The organism is Pseudomonas antarctica (assembly GCF_001647715.1).
GTDB classification, from domain to species: Bacteria; Pseudomonadota; Gammaproteobacteria; order Pseudomonadales; family Pseudomonadaceae; genus Aquipseudomonas; species Aquipseudomonas antarctica_A.
In genome coordinates, this window is the sequence record NZ_CP015600.1 from 3857393 (window position 1) to 3870955 (window position 13563).

A 13563-nucleotide genomic window follows, 5' to 3' on the forward strand; every position below is an offset into this window, starting at 1 on the left:
GCTATGGAATTCACGATCCAACACTTTATCGCGCTTGCGCCGCTGCTGATCACCAGCCTCACCATTGTGGTGGTGATGCTGGCGATCGCCTGGCGCCGCAATCACTCGCAAACGTTCCTGCTGTCCTGCGCCGGTTTGAACCTGGCCCTGCTGTCGATCATCCCGGCCCTTAAAGTCGCGCCACTGGCCGTGACCCCGCTGATGATGATCGATGACTTCGCGCTGCTGTATATCGCGTTGATCCTCGTCGCTACCCTGGCCTGCGTGACCCTCGCGCATGCCTACCTCGGCGAAGGCGGCACCGGCTACCCGGGCAACAAGGAAGAGCTGTACCTGCTGATCCTGCTGGCTGCGGCCGGTGGCATCGTGCTGGTCAGCGCGCAGCACCTGGCGGGCTTGTTCATCGGCCTGGAACTGCTGTCGATCCCGACTTACGGCCTGGTGGCCTACGCCTTCTTCAACAAGCGCTCCCTGGAAGCCGGCATCAAGTACATGGTGCTGTCGGCCGCCGGTTCCGCGTTCCTGTTGTTCGGTATGGCCCTGCTCTACGCAGAAGCCGGCAGCCTGAGCTTCACCGGTATCGGCCACGCCCTGGCGACTACCAGCATGCCTGCGCCAATCGCCCAGTTGGGCCTGGCCATGATGTTGATCGGCCTGGCGTTCAAGCTGTCCCTGGTGCCATTCCACCTGTGGACCCCGGACGTGTACGAAGGCGCCCCGGCGCCAGTGGCTGCGTTCCTGGCCACGGCGTCGAAGGTTGCAGTGTTTGCGGTGATGGTGCGTCTGTTCCAGATCTCCCCTGCCGCCAACACCGGTGTGCTGAGCAACGTGCTGACCGTGATCGCGATTGCCTCGATCCTGTTCGGTAACCTGCTGGCCCTGACCCAGAACAACCTCAAGCGTCTGCTCGGTTACTCCTCCATCGCCCACTTCGGCTACCTGCTGATCGCCCTGGTGGCGAGCAAAGGCCTGGCCGTGGAAGCGATTGGCGTGTACCTGGTCACCTACGTCATCACCAGCCTCGGCGCATTCGGCGTCATCACGCTGATGTCCTCGCCGTACAAAGGCCGTGACGCCGACGCCCTGTACGAATACCGCGGCCTGTTCTGGCGCCGTCCGTACCTGACCGCCGTACTCACCGTGATGATGCTGTCCCTGGCCGGCATCCCGCTGACCGCGGGCTTTATCGGCAAGTTCTACATCGTCGCTACCGGCGTTGAAGCGCACGAGTGGTGGTTGGTTGCCTCCCTGGTACTGGGCAGCGCCATCGGCGTGTTCTACTACCTGCGCGTGATGGTCACCCTGTACCTGATCGAGCCAAACCTGCGCCGTGTGGACGCCGAGCTGCACTGGGAACAGAAAGCCGGTGGCGTGATGCTGCTGGCAATCGCCCTGCTCGCGTTCTTCCTGGGTGTGTACCCACAACCGTTGCTCACCCTGGTGCAGCACGCGGTGCTGGGCGTTTGATCGCCTAGCGGGACGTTAGTCAACAAAACGGCGCCTTCGGGCGCCGTTTTGCATTCTGCAACACCGTATTGAGTCAGCGAGCCGGTGGCACTGATCGAGCGCAAATCAGCTCGCAGAGCGCTCCGATTGCGTTGCTGCCAGCCGGGCCAGCGGTGAGCAACTATCCTGTGTTTCAACCTGCTGGGGGACGGTTGACGTGACACCCCGGACCGCAACAACTGACCACTGCCGAAAGAGGGCCATGCATGTTTGATGATCTGGATTACAGCCAACCCTACGGGTCCGCGCGCTCGCCTGTGATGGGCAACAACATGGTCGCTTGTTCACAGCCCCTGGCCGCTCAGGCGGGCCTGGAGATGCTGCGCAAAGGCGGCAATGCCATCGACGCAGCCATCGCCGCCGCCATGGTGCTGACCGTGGTTGAACCCACCGGTTGCGGCATTGGCAGCGACGCGTTCGCCATCGTCTGGGACGGGCAACAGCTGCAGGGCCTGAACGCCTCCGGCCGCTCGCCGGCAGGCTGGACGCCCGAGCATTTCGCTGGCCACGCCGCAATGCCGCAGCGCGGCTGGGGCTCGGTGACCGTACCGGGTGCGGTGTCAGCCTGGGTCGCGTTGTCCGAACGCTACGGTAAATTGCCCTTTGCCACCCTGGCCGAACCGGCGATTGCCTATGCGCAGGACGGTTATCAGGTCACACCCATCATCAGCGAATTGTGGCGCCTGGGTGCCGAGCAACTGAAGGACCAGCCGGGTTTTGCCGAGTGCTTTTTACCCGGCGGCAAAGTACCTGCAGCTGGTGAGAAAGTCCGGCTCAAGGATCATGCAAACACCCTGAAGAGCATCGCCGACACCCAGGGCGAATCGTTTTACCGTGGCGAACTGGCCCACGCCATCATTGCCCATGCCCGCGCCAATGGCAGTGTCATGAGCCTGGAGGATCTGGCGACTCACCGCGTCGAATGGGTTGAAACCCTGTCGGTGCCTTACGCCGGCGCAGTGGTGCATGAATTGCCGCCCAACGGACAAGGCATCGCCACCTTGGCGGGGCTGACCCTGCTCGACGCGCTGGGTGTCGGCAAGCATCCGGTGGACAGCGTCGAGACGCTGCACCCGGTATTGGAGGCAATGAAATTGGCGTTGGCCGACCTCCAGCATTACGTCACCGACAGCGAGCATATGCAGGTCAAGCCTGCGCAATTACTCGACCCGACCTATTTGGCGGAACGTGCATCGCGAGTCAGCGAACACGCCGCCAACCCCGGCCACGGCTCACCCAAAGCGGGCGGTACGGTGTGTTTATCGACGGCAGACGAAAACGGCATGATGGTGTCGTTCATACAGTCCAACTACATGGGGTTCGGCTCGGGCGTTGTGGTGCCAGGCACCGGTATCAGCCTGCAAAACCGCGGCGCAGCCTTCACCCTTGAGCCGGGCCATGTGAATGCCGTTGCACCGGGCAAGCGGCCGTTTCACACAATCATCCCTGGCTTCGTCATGAATGCCGATGGCACGCCGCTGATGGCGTTTGGCTTGATGGGTGGGCCGATGCAGGCACAAGGGCACTTGCAAATGATGCTGCGCATCCTGCGCTACAAACAGAACCCGCAAGCCGCCGCCAATGCACCCCGCTGGAGGATCGAAGCCGGCCTGCAGGTATCCGTGGAGCGTGAGTTCGATCAACTGCTGGCGCAGGCCCTGCGTGCCAAAGGCCACCTCATCGACTTCGAAGACCCCAGCGGCGTGTTCGCATTTGGCGGCGCTCAGATCATCCAGCGCACCCGGCATGGCTATGTGGGGGGCACCGATCCGCGCAAAGATGGATTGATTGCGGCGTATTAGATCGCTTCACTGCTGTGCATACCTGAGCGCTGTCAAAAAACAGCGCTCAGGTCACTGGGTTGTGTGCATCGACCTGGAGGTAAAACGGTTCAGCGAAGGTTCTATCTCAAGACGCCTGTGAGTTTGCGAGCACCAAGCCATCAAGCGTCTCGCGCAGCTGCGGATGGGCCGGCAGGCGAATGCCGAAGGTTTCATGCAGCAATGTCATCAGCTCCTCGGCACTCTCGATGGCGCGCTTCTCGCTCGGCTGGTCGAGACTGTGAAGCGCATAGTTGGAATTGTTCAACGTATGCCGTTTGCCCGGTGCCAGGCGCGCGGCCTTCAACTGCCCGACAAAGACTGACGCCGGGTGCGTCGACACGTACCAGTTGCCGATGAGGTAGTCCATGTCCGCCTGCACTTGCAGGTCGAACACATACAAACCACGCCACTCCTCGCCCACTTGGGTCCACAGGGTGTAGTCGGCGCCGTTGAACGTCAGGCGATAAGGTTCATGAGCAGTGGCCTGGACCGCTTCAGTGTCCAACTGCAACGGGCTGCTCGGCACCATGCCGCCAAAGCCCACATCGGTCACGTAACGCACGCCATCCAGTGTCACCAGGCTCAGGCGATGGGTACGCCCGGTGCGCGCCTCAGGCGGCCCGCCCATCACGACCCAGCCGGTCAGGCCTCGCGCGTCAAAGCCCAAGTCCTGCAGCAGCGCCAGAAACAGGTGGTTCAGCTCGAAGCAATACCCGCCGCGCCCCTCCAGCAGCACTTTTTGCTCGATGCTGGGCAAATCAATCGGCACCGGGGAGCGCAGCAACGTCGACAGGCTCTCGAACGCGAAGGTACACACATGGCGCAATTGCAGCGCCTGCAAGGTTTGCAGTGTGGGCGGTGGCGGCGAGTCATAGCCCAGGCGTTGCAGATAGAGCTGGCTGTGAGTCAGACGGGGCATGGCGCGATCCTTTAGCGCAGGGCGAAGCCGTCACTATGCCGCGACAGTGTGCGACTTGTCATTTTGAGTGAACCTTTTTGAACGCTTGCCTATCCATCTATAACAAGACAGGGAGGCAACATGAGTACCGCAAAAATCTACACCATCCAGTATCAGCTGCACGGTCAACCGAAGTCCTTTGTAGTGCGCGCCGAGGTAATGAATAACGCCGAGGCCTGGCATTGGGCGGCGGTCGACGCCGACATCGCGCATGTCAGCCGCATTGGGCGCGTGGGTCACGAACAGGTGAAAAAAACCACCCGCCCCTGGGCGGAGAAGTTCGGCATTACCGACGTCATCTGGGTTGCACCCAAGTAAATACGTCCACGCAAGCACCCGCCCCGCAACAGCGGGGCTGGCTTTACTTCTTCAAGTCGCCCAACGGATCGTAGGGCGGCTTTTTTTCGGCCGGTTCTTTCTTGCCCTTGTCCAAGGGCGCGATAGCCGGGCCAATCGGGTCAACCTGAGGGTCGGCCACGTCGGGGGAATCCGGGTCGAAGCCCAGTTCATCCTTGCCGCTGGCGTGCTCGCCGGATCGCGGGCCTTTTGGGGGATTAGTCACGACAACCTCCTTAGTTAAAGCGGGCGCGCTTTGTCATGCAGGTTTTCCAGGTCTTGCTCAACCTGCTCCTCATCATCGTCCTGACGCTCCGCCGGGTCGTTGGGGCGCAACGCATCGTTGTCGCGCTCCTCCTCGCCGGGTGTGCGGTCAGGGTTGGGCGTGCCAGGTGGTGGTTGTTTGTAGTCGGGCATGGTGGTTCACCTCACGGGGGTTGGTGGCCTACCTGGAATTAGAGAAAGCGCCAGGCGCCATCGTTCAACTTGTTTGCCCAAAGCATGCGAAGATGCCACCCCGCTTCTTCTTGAGACCTGACCCGGATGTTCGAGCTCAAACCCTGCGACCCTGTTACCTACCGCCAACAAACGCGACGCAGCACGATTATCGTGGCCGTGCTGTTCATCGCCCTGGCGATGCTGTTGTCGAGCCTGGCAGTGATGCTGTTCGGCGAACCCGGCGGTGATAACTTTCGCTTCAATGTCGGCGGCGTGTTTGCCGGGGTATTGATCACGCTCGCGCTGGTCCGCGGCCCGTTCTGGACCCAGCCATGGCTCGCACCCGCGGTATATGGCTGGCGGCTCAAACGCAGCCTGATGAGCGTGACCAATGTGATGCACAAGGTCACTGAACGCGTGCAAGCCAACGATCCGACGGCGATCAAGGTGCTGCGGTTCTACCACTTGGGGCTAACACAGATGCATGAGCTGGATGCCAATTCCAGCGCCCAGGCGCAACTGGTCGGTGAAATCGACGCACACAAGGCAAAGATGCAGGCGCTGGGGATCGACACCGAGCAAACCCGCTTCGACCCGGCATGGATGGACCGTTTTAAAAGCGCTTGAGCGCACACGCCTCAGTCAAGCGCTGACCTTTGCCCGCCAGCAGAACACCGCGCTCACCGCAATCGCTGCACCCGCCAGGCCAAACACCCAGGGCGCCGACGTCACCGGCAGCAACAGGCCCGCCATCAGCGGCCCGAGGCCAGCGCCGACATCGCGCCACACCGCGTTGGACGCCAGGGCCGAAACGCGCATCGAGCCCGGGTTGCGCTCGGCCACCAAGGTGGTGACCAGCGGCAGTTGCAACGCGCGTAACACCAGCACTGCCGCCGCGCCGACGATCACCCAATAACTGCCGAACGCGGTCAGGGCCAAGGCACTCAAAAACGAGAACAGCAGCAGCATCGAGGTGGCGCCAAAGCGTTGCGCCGCCCGGCCACCCAGTGGGCTCAGGAGCATTTCCGAGGCATAGCGCAGGGCCATCAAGCCACCGGCGATCAGCACCGCGTCGCCGCCGAGCATCTTCTGGGCCTGGATCGACAGGCCAAAGATAAACAGCCCGTCCAGCGCCACGCCTTCGATAAATGACCAGGTCGCTACGCTGTCCGGCCACTTGAAGCGGCGCCCCGTGCTGTGCAAATCATGCCCGCTGGTGGGCAAACCGCGCGCCGCCCACACGCCCACCAGGCAACAGCCTGCGAGAATCAGGAAGATCGGACGCGGCCCGGCCCATAAGGTCAACCAGCCGCCCAGCGGCAGCGCCAGCATCGGCCCCAGGGCAATCACCGCCCGTGAGCGACCTGCCCTGCGCGCTGCGCCCGCAGGCTCCGAAGTCGCCAACACTTGCGTCGACAGGTTCAACGCGGCGAAACACAGGCCCCAGATCAGCCGCAACCCCAACAATGCGGCAAAACCCGACAACATCGAGTTGCCCAAGGCGCACACCGTCGCCGCGCCGGCGGCGATCATGCAGGTCAGGCGATCGCCGTTACGCGCATAGAAATTCAAGACATGTCGGTAGCCGAAAATCCGCACCAGGCGGTTGGCCGCCAGCAACACCCCGGCCTGGGCCAACGTGATGCCAAAGGCCTGGGACTCCATGGGCAGCAGCAGGTACAGCAACACGTCACTGGGCAGGCATAACGCAAGGGTCAGTGCGGCGCGTCGGGACGTGCTATCAGCAGTGCGTTGGGCCAGGCTGGACATAAATCTGAAATATCCCGAAACATTCAGGCCGCCACGTTAGCGTTGCCGACGCTGCTTTTACAACGACCTGTTACGCTTTTTTCCCATAGGGCAGCAAACGCAGACCGCTGGCCACACTGCCCACCAGCGCAAACACGCAACCCAGCCATAACGCATATTTCGGGCCGCTGGTCAGTGACAGATGGAAACAAAACGCCACTAACGACGCACCCAGCGTTTGCCCCAACAGGCGTGAAATCGCCACGATGCCACTGGCCCCGCCGCTGCGCGCGAGCGGTGCGCTGGTCATCAACGCCTTGAGGTTGGGCGATTGGAAGAAGCCGAAACCGGCGCCGCACAGGGCCATGCGCCAGCCGATGTCAAAGGCTGACGCCTCATTACCCAAAGTCGCCAGCGCCGCCATGCCCACGCTGAGCATCAACAGGCCAATACCGCACAACACGCCCAAAGACACCCGATCCGCCAGCCGCCCCGCCACCAATGCCATGACCGCAACCACGGCGGGCCAGGGCGTCATCAGAAAACCGGTTTCCACCTGGCTATGGCCAAGGACTGCCTGCAACAGGAACGGTAACGACACAAACGCCAGGCCCTGGGCGCTGAACGCACAGATGGCCGTGAGGGAAGACAGCGCAAACACCGGCCGCTTGAACAGGTCCAGGGCCAGCATCGGCGCCGGGTGTCCAGCCTGCCGACGCAACAACCAGGCGCCGCATACCAGCGCCACGGCGATCAGGCCGAGGGTCAACGCGCCTTGGGCACCGTGCACTGCCGTACCCAGCCCGAGCACCAACAGGGCAAACAACCCGGCACACAGCAACGCGGCGAGGCGGTCGAATGCATGCCCGGTCATGGGCAGCGTCGGCAATGAACGCAGACCCAGGCCCAACGCCAACAAACCCAATGGCACGTTGATCAGGTACAACCAGTGCCAGGTCGCCACCGACAGAATCGCCGACGCGGCAGTGGGCCCGAGGGTGAACGCCAACCCCACGACCAACGAGTTATAGCCCAAGCCGCGCCCGAGCATTTTTGAGGGGTAGATATGCCGCAGCAACGCCGTGTTCACGCTCATGACCGCCGCCGCGCCAAGCCCTTGCGCGACCCGCGCGGCCGTCAGGGTCAACAGCGACCCGGCCAGCCCGCAAAACAGCGACGAGACAATAAACAGCAGCAACCCGCCGAGATACACGCGGCGGTGTCCCAGCACATCACTCAACGACGCGAACGGGAGCACCGTGGCAATAATCGCCAACTGATAGGCGTTGACCACCCAGATCACTGAGGCCGAGTCGGTGCCGATACCTTCGGCCAAGGTCGGCAACGCCGTGTTGACGATGGCCGTATCGAGGGTCGCCATGCCGATCCCCAGGGAGATGGCGATCACGGCGGGCAGGCGTTTGTTGAGGGGCAACCCATCGGCAACAGAGGACATGAACAATCCGCACAGGTGACAAAGGCCCCTAGATTACGGGCAGCGGGGATTTTTTTCAGTGGCCAATTGCCTGGCTGTCGGAATTTTCATGTTCAACGAGAGTGTTCACTGACCCTCAACTCAACAATCAATGCCGGTCAATTACCGCCAAACCAACACCGTTTTAGTCGGCATCCCGAACGACACAATTAGAAATATTCGTGTTTCCGAACGAAGCCATCGCAACGTTGCCGACGACCCTAAAAATCACCATAAATTTCATGCGGTTGTTGTCATCTTTGTTACATGCCAACTGGCATACATTCTGCTTTATGCCTATTTCCGGTAATAAAATGTTTCAGGTTTGAGACAGTCTCATCCTCTGAAACAGGACGCGTGACACCCACATAACAACGACCACGCCCCAAAGGAGGGCGGCCTTTCCGACTTTTTGATCGACATCAACTTTCCAAGACTGCTGCTGCACATCTGTACCCCAAAGAGGGCGAATGGCCTGATCGCCAATCACAAGCCCGACTATAAAAAGGACGAATTGATGAGCTCGAGCAAGAACCACGCAGTGTCCTGTACGGACGCAGACCACCCGACCCTGGCACCCGCCGAGAGTGTCCTCGGCTTTGGCCCCTTTCTGTTACTGGCAAGGCAGCACGTGTTGCTGCGCAACGGCGAACCCGTGACGCTGGGTAGCCGCGCGCTGTACCTGTTGATTGCGCTGGTGACCCGCGCCGGCGAATTACTGGAAAAAGCCGAACTGATCGCCTTCGCGTGGCCCAAGGTGGTCGTAGAGGAATGCAACCTGCGCGCGCAGATCGTCGCCCTGCGCCGGGCACTGGGCGACGACGGCAACTTCAGCTATATCGTCACCGTGCCGGGCCGAGGCTATCGCTTTGTGGCGCCAGTTACCGTGCAAACCTGCAGTGAAGAAACCCTGCCGGTACCCTATGCCCGGGCAGAGGAATCCACGCTGCCGCGGCCGCCCTGCGAAGTGATAGGCCGCGACACGTTGATCGCCAGCCTTGCCGACCAGGTGCTCAGCCAGCGTTTCGTCACCCTCACCGGCCCCGGCGGCATCGGCAAGACCACCGTCGCCATGGCGGTGGCCCACCAGTTGGCCAGTGCGTTCAAGCTGGACACCTGCTTCGTCGACCTGGCGCCCGCCACCAGCGGGCAATGGGTGGCCGGCATGCTCGCCAGCGCCCTGGGCATCCAGACGATCAGCGATGACCCGCTGCACAGCATCACCGCAACCCTGGCCGAACGCCGCTTGCTGCTGGTGTTGGATAACTGCGAACACGTGTTGCCGGCCACCGCCGACGCCGTGGAAACCTTGCTGCGCAGTGCCCCGCAATGCTACGTGCTGACCACCAGCCGCGAACCGTTGCGCGCCGAGGGCGAACGGGTGCACGACCTGGCGCCGCTGCAAGTGCCCGACGAACAGGCCAACCTGTCCGCCAGCGAAGCCTTGGCCTGGTCCGGCGTGCGCCTGTTTGTAGAACGCGTGCGCGCCCTCGACCCCGACTTTGAGTTCAACGACGCCGATGTGTCGGCGGTCAGCGCCATCTGTCGCAAACTCGACAGCAATGCGCTGGCGATCGAGATCGCCGCCGCACGGGTACGCACCTTTGGTATTCAGGATCTGGTCGGCCTGCTCGACGGCAGCTTTCGGCTGCAAATGACCGGCCGGCGCACCGCCCTCGCCCGTCACCGGTCCCTCAGCGCCACACTGGACTGGACCTACTCGATGCTCACTGGCGACGAGCAGGCGATGTTGCGCCAACTGGCCGTATTTACAGGCTCCTTCACGCTGGATGCGGTCAAGGCCATGACGGCCAGCAGCAGCCTGGACCCACGCAACGCCCTGCCGTTGCTCGAAAGCCTGATGGACAAGTCATTGCTGATCACCGGTGAAGCGCAGTTGCTCAAGCGCTATCGCCTGCTGGAAACCACCCGCGCCTATGCCCTGGAAAAACTGGCCGAACATGGCGAAGTCAATGCCACCAGCTTGCGTCACGCACGGTATGCCCTCGGCATGTTGCAGGAAGCCGGGCAGACCCTGGATGGCCTGTCGCCGGAAACCTGGGTTGCCCTCTACGGCCCCGAGAACAGCACCATCCGCTCGGCACTGGACTGGGCCTATTCACCCAACGGCGACCTGCCCCTCGCGATCGAACTGACCCTGGTCAGCGTGCCGCTGTGGCTGCGCCTGTCGCTGGTCAGCGAATGCCGCACCTGGGTCGCCAAAGGCCTGGCGAGCAACGCCATCTCCCCCTTGCCGCTGCGCCAGCGCATGCTGCTGCACACTGCCCTGGCCAGTGTGCTGATGCTGACTTACGGCACCGGTGGGGAGATGCGCGAAGCCTGGCGCCAAGTTTGTGAAGACGCCCGCGACCTCGGCGATGCCGAACACAAAATGCGCGCCTTGTGGGGCCTGTGGACCGACCGCTGTGGTTGCAACCAATATGCCGAAGCCCTGGAACTGGCCGAGCGTTATATTGCCTTGAACAGCAGCGGCAACCAGCAATTGCTCGGCAAACGCATGCGCGCCGTGGCGCTGTTTCATATGGGCGATCTGCAGGGCGCGCGACAGAATATCGACGAAGCGCTCGGCTCACCGTCGGCGCCGCGCTCGCACATCATCGACGTGCATTTTGACCAGCGCATCGCCGCCCGTTGCCTCAAGGCCAAGGTGCAATTGCTGGAAGGCGATGTCGACCCGGCACTGCGCCTGATCGGCGCCTGCGTCGACGAAGCGGTCTCACTCGACCACCCGGCAACCCTTTGGTACACCCTGTGCCTGGGCGCAATTCCACTGGCACTGCTCACCTCCAACCTGCCAAAAATGCACTACTACCTTGGCCTGCTGCAAGACAGCACCACCCGCCAGGACCTGCATATCTGGCGGCAATTTCGACGGTGCTTCGAAAGCATCCTGCTGATCCGCCAAGGCTCGCCGGAAGAAGGCGTGCCGCAACTGGGCGAGGCACTGCACCATTTGCAAGGCCAGGGCGACACCCAGCTCTACAGCCTGCTGCGATGTGAATACGCCCTGGGCCTGGCGCGGCTGGGCCTGGAGAAACTCGCCCTGGAAGTGCTGGAAGACACCCTGCAATTGGCTGTCGGCCGCCATGAGCGTTGGTTTGTGCCGCAGATGCTGCGGATCAAGGCGCAACTGATCCTCCGCCAGGGCGACTACGGTTCAGAGGACAAGGCCAAGGTCATGCTGCGCCAGGCCTGGGTGGATGCACAGTTGGCGGGCGCGCACTTCTGGCGCGCGCAGATTGCAACCGACCTGGCACGCCTGCAGGAGCCCAAATTGCGCGTGGCCTCGCTGCCCCGCTTCCAGCACCGCTAGGTATCTGAACTTGGACTAACTGTGGTGAGCGGGGCAAGCCCGCTCACCACAACAGCCCTTCCACAGGTTGATTTAGGTTGGGTCAGATCAGGCGCGCAGCCACAAGCCAATCGGCCACGGCCTGGAACGACGCATCCGGCACGGGGTCGCCGGGCACGGTTTTTTTGGCGATAGCCGCCGCCAGGGATTTGTCCGGCGCATGGGGAATCCCCAGATCGTACGCTTCCTGCAACATCAACAAGGCCTCTTCCGGTGATGCGCGACACACAATCACCGGCACCGGCGTTTCCCCGCGTACATAGCGCACGCCAATCACCCAACCATCGGTGGTGCCAATCATCATCGACGCCCGGCCCAGGCCCAGCTTGGTGGCCAGCGCCTGCATCTCATTGCGCTGGCGGCGCCGTTCGCTCTTGATCAGCGGGTCGCCGTCGATGTCTTTACGCTCGCGCTTGGTTTCGCTGCGGGTCATCTTCATGTCGCGCCCGAACAACCAGCGCTGCATCAGCACGTCCACGGCGCCCACCGTGAGAAACGCGCACAGCACCGTGAACACCAGCGGTTTGAGCACCAGGAAAAACGTCGATTCCATGCACTCGGCACCACAGCGTGACGACTCCATCAGCGCCTGCAACGCGTGCTTGCCGACCACGTAAAACGCGATCGCCAATACATGCACCTTGACCAGCCCCTTGATGAACTCCACCAGGTTGCGCAGGGCGAAGATCTTCTTCATGCCCTCCGCCGGGTTGATGCGCTTGAACTCGGGCTTGATCGGGTCCACCGAGAACACAAAGCCGCGCATGGTGATGAGGTTGGTCAGGATCACTACGCCGGTGGTCACCGCCATCACCGGCAGCGTGATCCCGATGATCAATTGTTCGGCATGGTCGAGCACCCGGGGCCACACGGTGGCGAACGGTTCGATATAAATGCGCGCGGTCAGGTCAATCAGCGCCGTGACCTGCGCCATGGCCCGGGGCGCGAGGATGGAGATGCACAAGGTGCAGAACAGAATGACCATGCCCGACACCAGGTCCTGGCTCTTGGCGACCTGGCCTTTCTTGCGGGCGTCGTTGAGCTTTTTGTCCGTGGCCGGCTGGGATTTCTCTTCGCTGGTATCGGCCATGGGCTACTCCATGCCTGCCAGGGTTTTGAGCAGTTCAACGGTGCCGCGAAACTCCGCCAACTGGTCGAGCATCAAGGGGATCAGGAAGCCGATATAGATCACCATCAGGATCGAGAAAAACAGGTTCTTCACCGGCAGCGACAAATCGAAAATGTGCAGGTTCGGCGCCATCCGCGACAGGTAGGCGAGCATCAAGTCGGTAATCAGCAGCGAGATCAGCAACGGGGAAACCATCAGCACGCCGACGCGCATGATCTGGTCGAGGATCGACAGCACCGCCAGCAGCGCCGAGCTGGCAAATACCGGGGTAAACGCCGTCACCGGCCACAACTGATAGCTGTGGTAATAACCGTCGACCATCAGGATAAAACCGCCGGACATGAAAAACAGCGTGATCAGCATCACCGTCAACAAGGTCGACATCACACTCGATTCCCCGGTTGAAAGCGGGTCCACCAATTGCGCCATGGTCGAGCCGCGCTGCAGGTCGATCAACTCCCCCGCCACCTCTGCCGCCCAGAACGGAATGCCGAACAACAGGCCGATCAGAATGCCGATCAAAAACTCCTTGATCAGCAACCCGGCGATGAACACGCTGCCATGTTCGGGCATGGCGGTCAGTGCTTCGAACACCGGGAAGAACATCGGGATGGAAATGGCCACGGCCACACAGCCACGAATCATCCCGGTGAGGCCCAGGCGATTGAATGCCGGGGTGATCACCACCACGCCCATGGCCCGGCAGGCGGCGAGCGAGGCGGCGCTGATCACCGGGTAGGCGACTTCCAGGAACTGCGCGGTAAGGCTGGCATCCAT

At 62.1% G+C, this 13563-nt stretch carries 12 protein-coding genes; 5 read left to right on the forward strand and 7 right to left on the reverse strand.

Annotation, left to right across the window (positions count from 1 at the left end; genetic code table 11):
- Window positions 1-3 precede the first annotated feature (3 nt).
- Together nuoN and A7J50_RS17275 are read left to right on the forward strand one after the other, a co-directional pair.
- Window positions 4-1467: an NADH-quinone oxidoreductase subunit NuoN gene (gene nuoN / locus A7J50_RS17270; protein ID WP_053256846.1), complete on the forward strand. Its 1464-nt coding sequence runs from the start codon at window positions 4-6 to the stop codon at window positions 1465-1467.
- A 245-nt stretch (window positions 1468-1712) separates the two neighbouring features.
- Complete coding sequence (locus A7J50_RS17275; RefSeq protein ID WP_064452907.1) at window positions 1713-3308, forward strand: gamma-glutamyltransferase family protein; 1596 nt, start codon at window positions 1713-1715, stop codon at window positions 3306-3308.
- 106 nt (window positions 3309-3414) lie between these two features.
- On the opposite strand, the gene A7J50_RS17280 is transcribed toward A7J50_RS17275, so the two are convergent.
- The gene (locus A7J50_RS17280) at window positions 3415-4248 is read right to left on the reverse strand and encodes an arylamine N-acetyltransferase family protein (RefSeq protein WP_064452908.1); all 834 of its coding nucleotides are present in this window, start codon (window positions 4246-4248) and stop codon (window positions 3415-3417) included.
- A gap of 120 nt (window positions 4249-4368) precedes the next feature.
- Between A7J50_RS17280 and A7J50_RS17285 the strand changes: the two genes are divergently transcribed.
- Complete coding sequence (locus A7J50_RS17285; protein WP_064452909.1) at window positions 4369-4605, forward strand: DUF6555 family protein; 237 nt, start codon at window positions 4369-4371, stop codon at window positions 4603-4605.
- 43 nt (window positions 4606-4648) lie between these two features.
- Here the strand turns inward: A7J50_RS17285 and A7J50_RS17290 are convergent, their stop codons facing one another.
- Complete coding sequence (locus A7J50_RS17290) at window positions 4649-4849, reverse strand: DUF6021 family protein (protein WP_064452910.1); 201 nt, start codon at window positions 4847-4849, stop codon at window positions 4649-4651.
- A 14-nt stretch (window positions 4850-4863) separates the two neighbouring features.
- Entirely contained in the window at window positions 4864-5040 is a 177-nt protein-coding gene (locus A7J50_RS31670; RefSeq protein WP_167353705.1) for a hypothetical protein, read from the reverse strand.
- 126 nt (window positions 5041-5166) lie between these two features.
- On the opposite strand from A7J50_RS31670, the gene A7J50_RS17295 reads away from it, so the two are divergent.
- Window positions 5167-5688 (forward strand): DUF3087 domain-containing protein, encoded by a 522-nt coding sequence (locus A7J50_RS17295; protein WP_064452911.1) that lies wholly within the window; start codon window positions 5167-5169, stop codon window positions 5686-5688.
- 15 nt (window positions 5689-5703) lie between these two features.
- On the opposite strand, the gene A7J50_RS17300 is transcribed toward A7J50_RS17295, so the two are convergent.
- Complete coding sequence (locus A7J50_RS17300; RefSeq protein ID WP_064452912.1) at window positions 5704-6831, reverse strand: MFS transporter; 1128 nt, start codon at window positions 6829-6831, stop codon at window positions 5704-5706.
- A gap of 70 nt (window positions 6832-6901) precedes the next feature.
- Entirely contained in the window at window positions 6902-8266 is a 1365-nt protein-coding gene (locus A7J50_RS17305; protein WP_064452913.1) for an MFS transporter, read from the reverse strand.
- 535 nt (window positions 8267-8801) lie between these two features.
- Between A7J50_RS17305 and A7J50_RS17310 the strand changes: the two genes are divergently transcribed.
- Window positions 8802-11618, forward strand: a complete 2817-nt coding sequence (locus A7J50_RS17310; RefSeq protein ID WP_064454960.1) for an ATP-binding protein — start codon at window positions 8802-8804, stop codon at window positions 11616-11618.
- An 82-nt stretch (window positions 11619-11700) separates the two neighbouring features.
- Here the strand turns inward: A7J50_RS17310 and A7J50_RS17315 are convergent, their stop codons facing one another.
- On the reverse strand, window positions 11701-12747 hold the full coding sequence (locus tag A7J50_RS17315) for an EscU/YscU/HrcU family type III secretion system export apparatus switch protein (protein WP_064452914.1): 1047 nt from the start codon (window positions 12745-12747) through the stop codon (window positions 11701-11703).
- A 3-nt stretch (window positions 12748-12750) separates the two neighbouring features.
- A complete protein-coding gene (gene sctT / locus A7J50_RS17320; RefSeq protein ID WP_064452915.1) occupies window positions 12751-13563 on the reverse strand; it encodes a type III secretion system export apparatus subunit SctT in 813 nt (270 codons plus the stop codon).

Bases quoted from the DNA above. Each gene is read 5' to 3' on its own strand.
- nuoN (WP_053256846.1), top strand. From the start codon at position 4: ATGGAATTCACGATCCAACACTTTATCGCGCTTGCGCCGCTGCTGATC.
- A7J50_RS17275 (WP_064452907.1), top strand. From the start codon at position 1,713: ATGTTTGATGATCTGGATTACAGCCAACCCTACGGGTCCGCGCGCTCG.
- A7J50_RS17280 (WP_064452908.1), bottom strand. From the start codon at position 4,248: ATGCCCCGTCTGACTCACAGCCAGCTCTATCTGCAACGCCTGGGCTAT.
- A7J50_RS17285 (WP_064452909.1), top strand. From the start codon at position 4,369: ATGAGTACCGCAAAAATCTACACCATCCAGTATCAGCTGCACGGTCAA.
- A7J50_RS31670 (WP_167353705.1), bottom strand. From the start codon at position 5,040: ATGCCCGACTACAAACAACCACCACCTGGCACGCCCAACCCTGACCGC.
- A7J50_RS17295 (WP_064452911.1), top strand. From the start codon at position 5,167: ATGTTCGAGCTCAAACCCTGCGACCCTGTTACCTACCGCCAACAAACG.
- A7J50_RS17300 (WP_064452912.1), bottom strand. From the start codon at position 6,831: ATGTCCAGCCTGGCCCAACGCACTGCTGATAGCACGTCCCGACGCGCC.
- A7J50_RS17305 (WP_064452913.1), bottom strand. From the start codon at position 8,266: ATGTCCTCTGTTGCCGATGGGTTGCCCCTCAACAAACGCCTGCCCGCC.
- A7J50_RS17310 (WP_064454960.1), top strand. From the start codon at position 8,802: ATGAGCTCGAGCAAGAACCACGCAGTGTCCTGTACGGACGCAGACCAC.
- A7J50_RS17315 (WP_064452914.1), bottom strand. From the start codon at position 12,747: ATGGCCGATACCAGCGAAGAGAAATCCCAGCCGGCCACGGACAAAAAG.
- sctT (WP_064452915.1), bottom strand. From the start codon at position 13,563: ATGGATGCCAGCCTTACCGCGCAGTTCCTGGAAGTCGCCTACCCGGTG.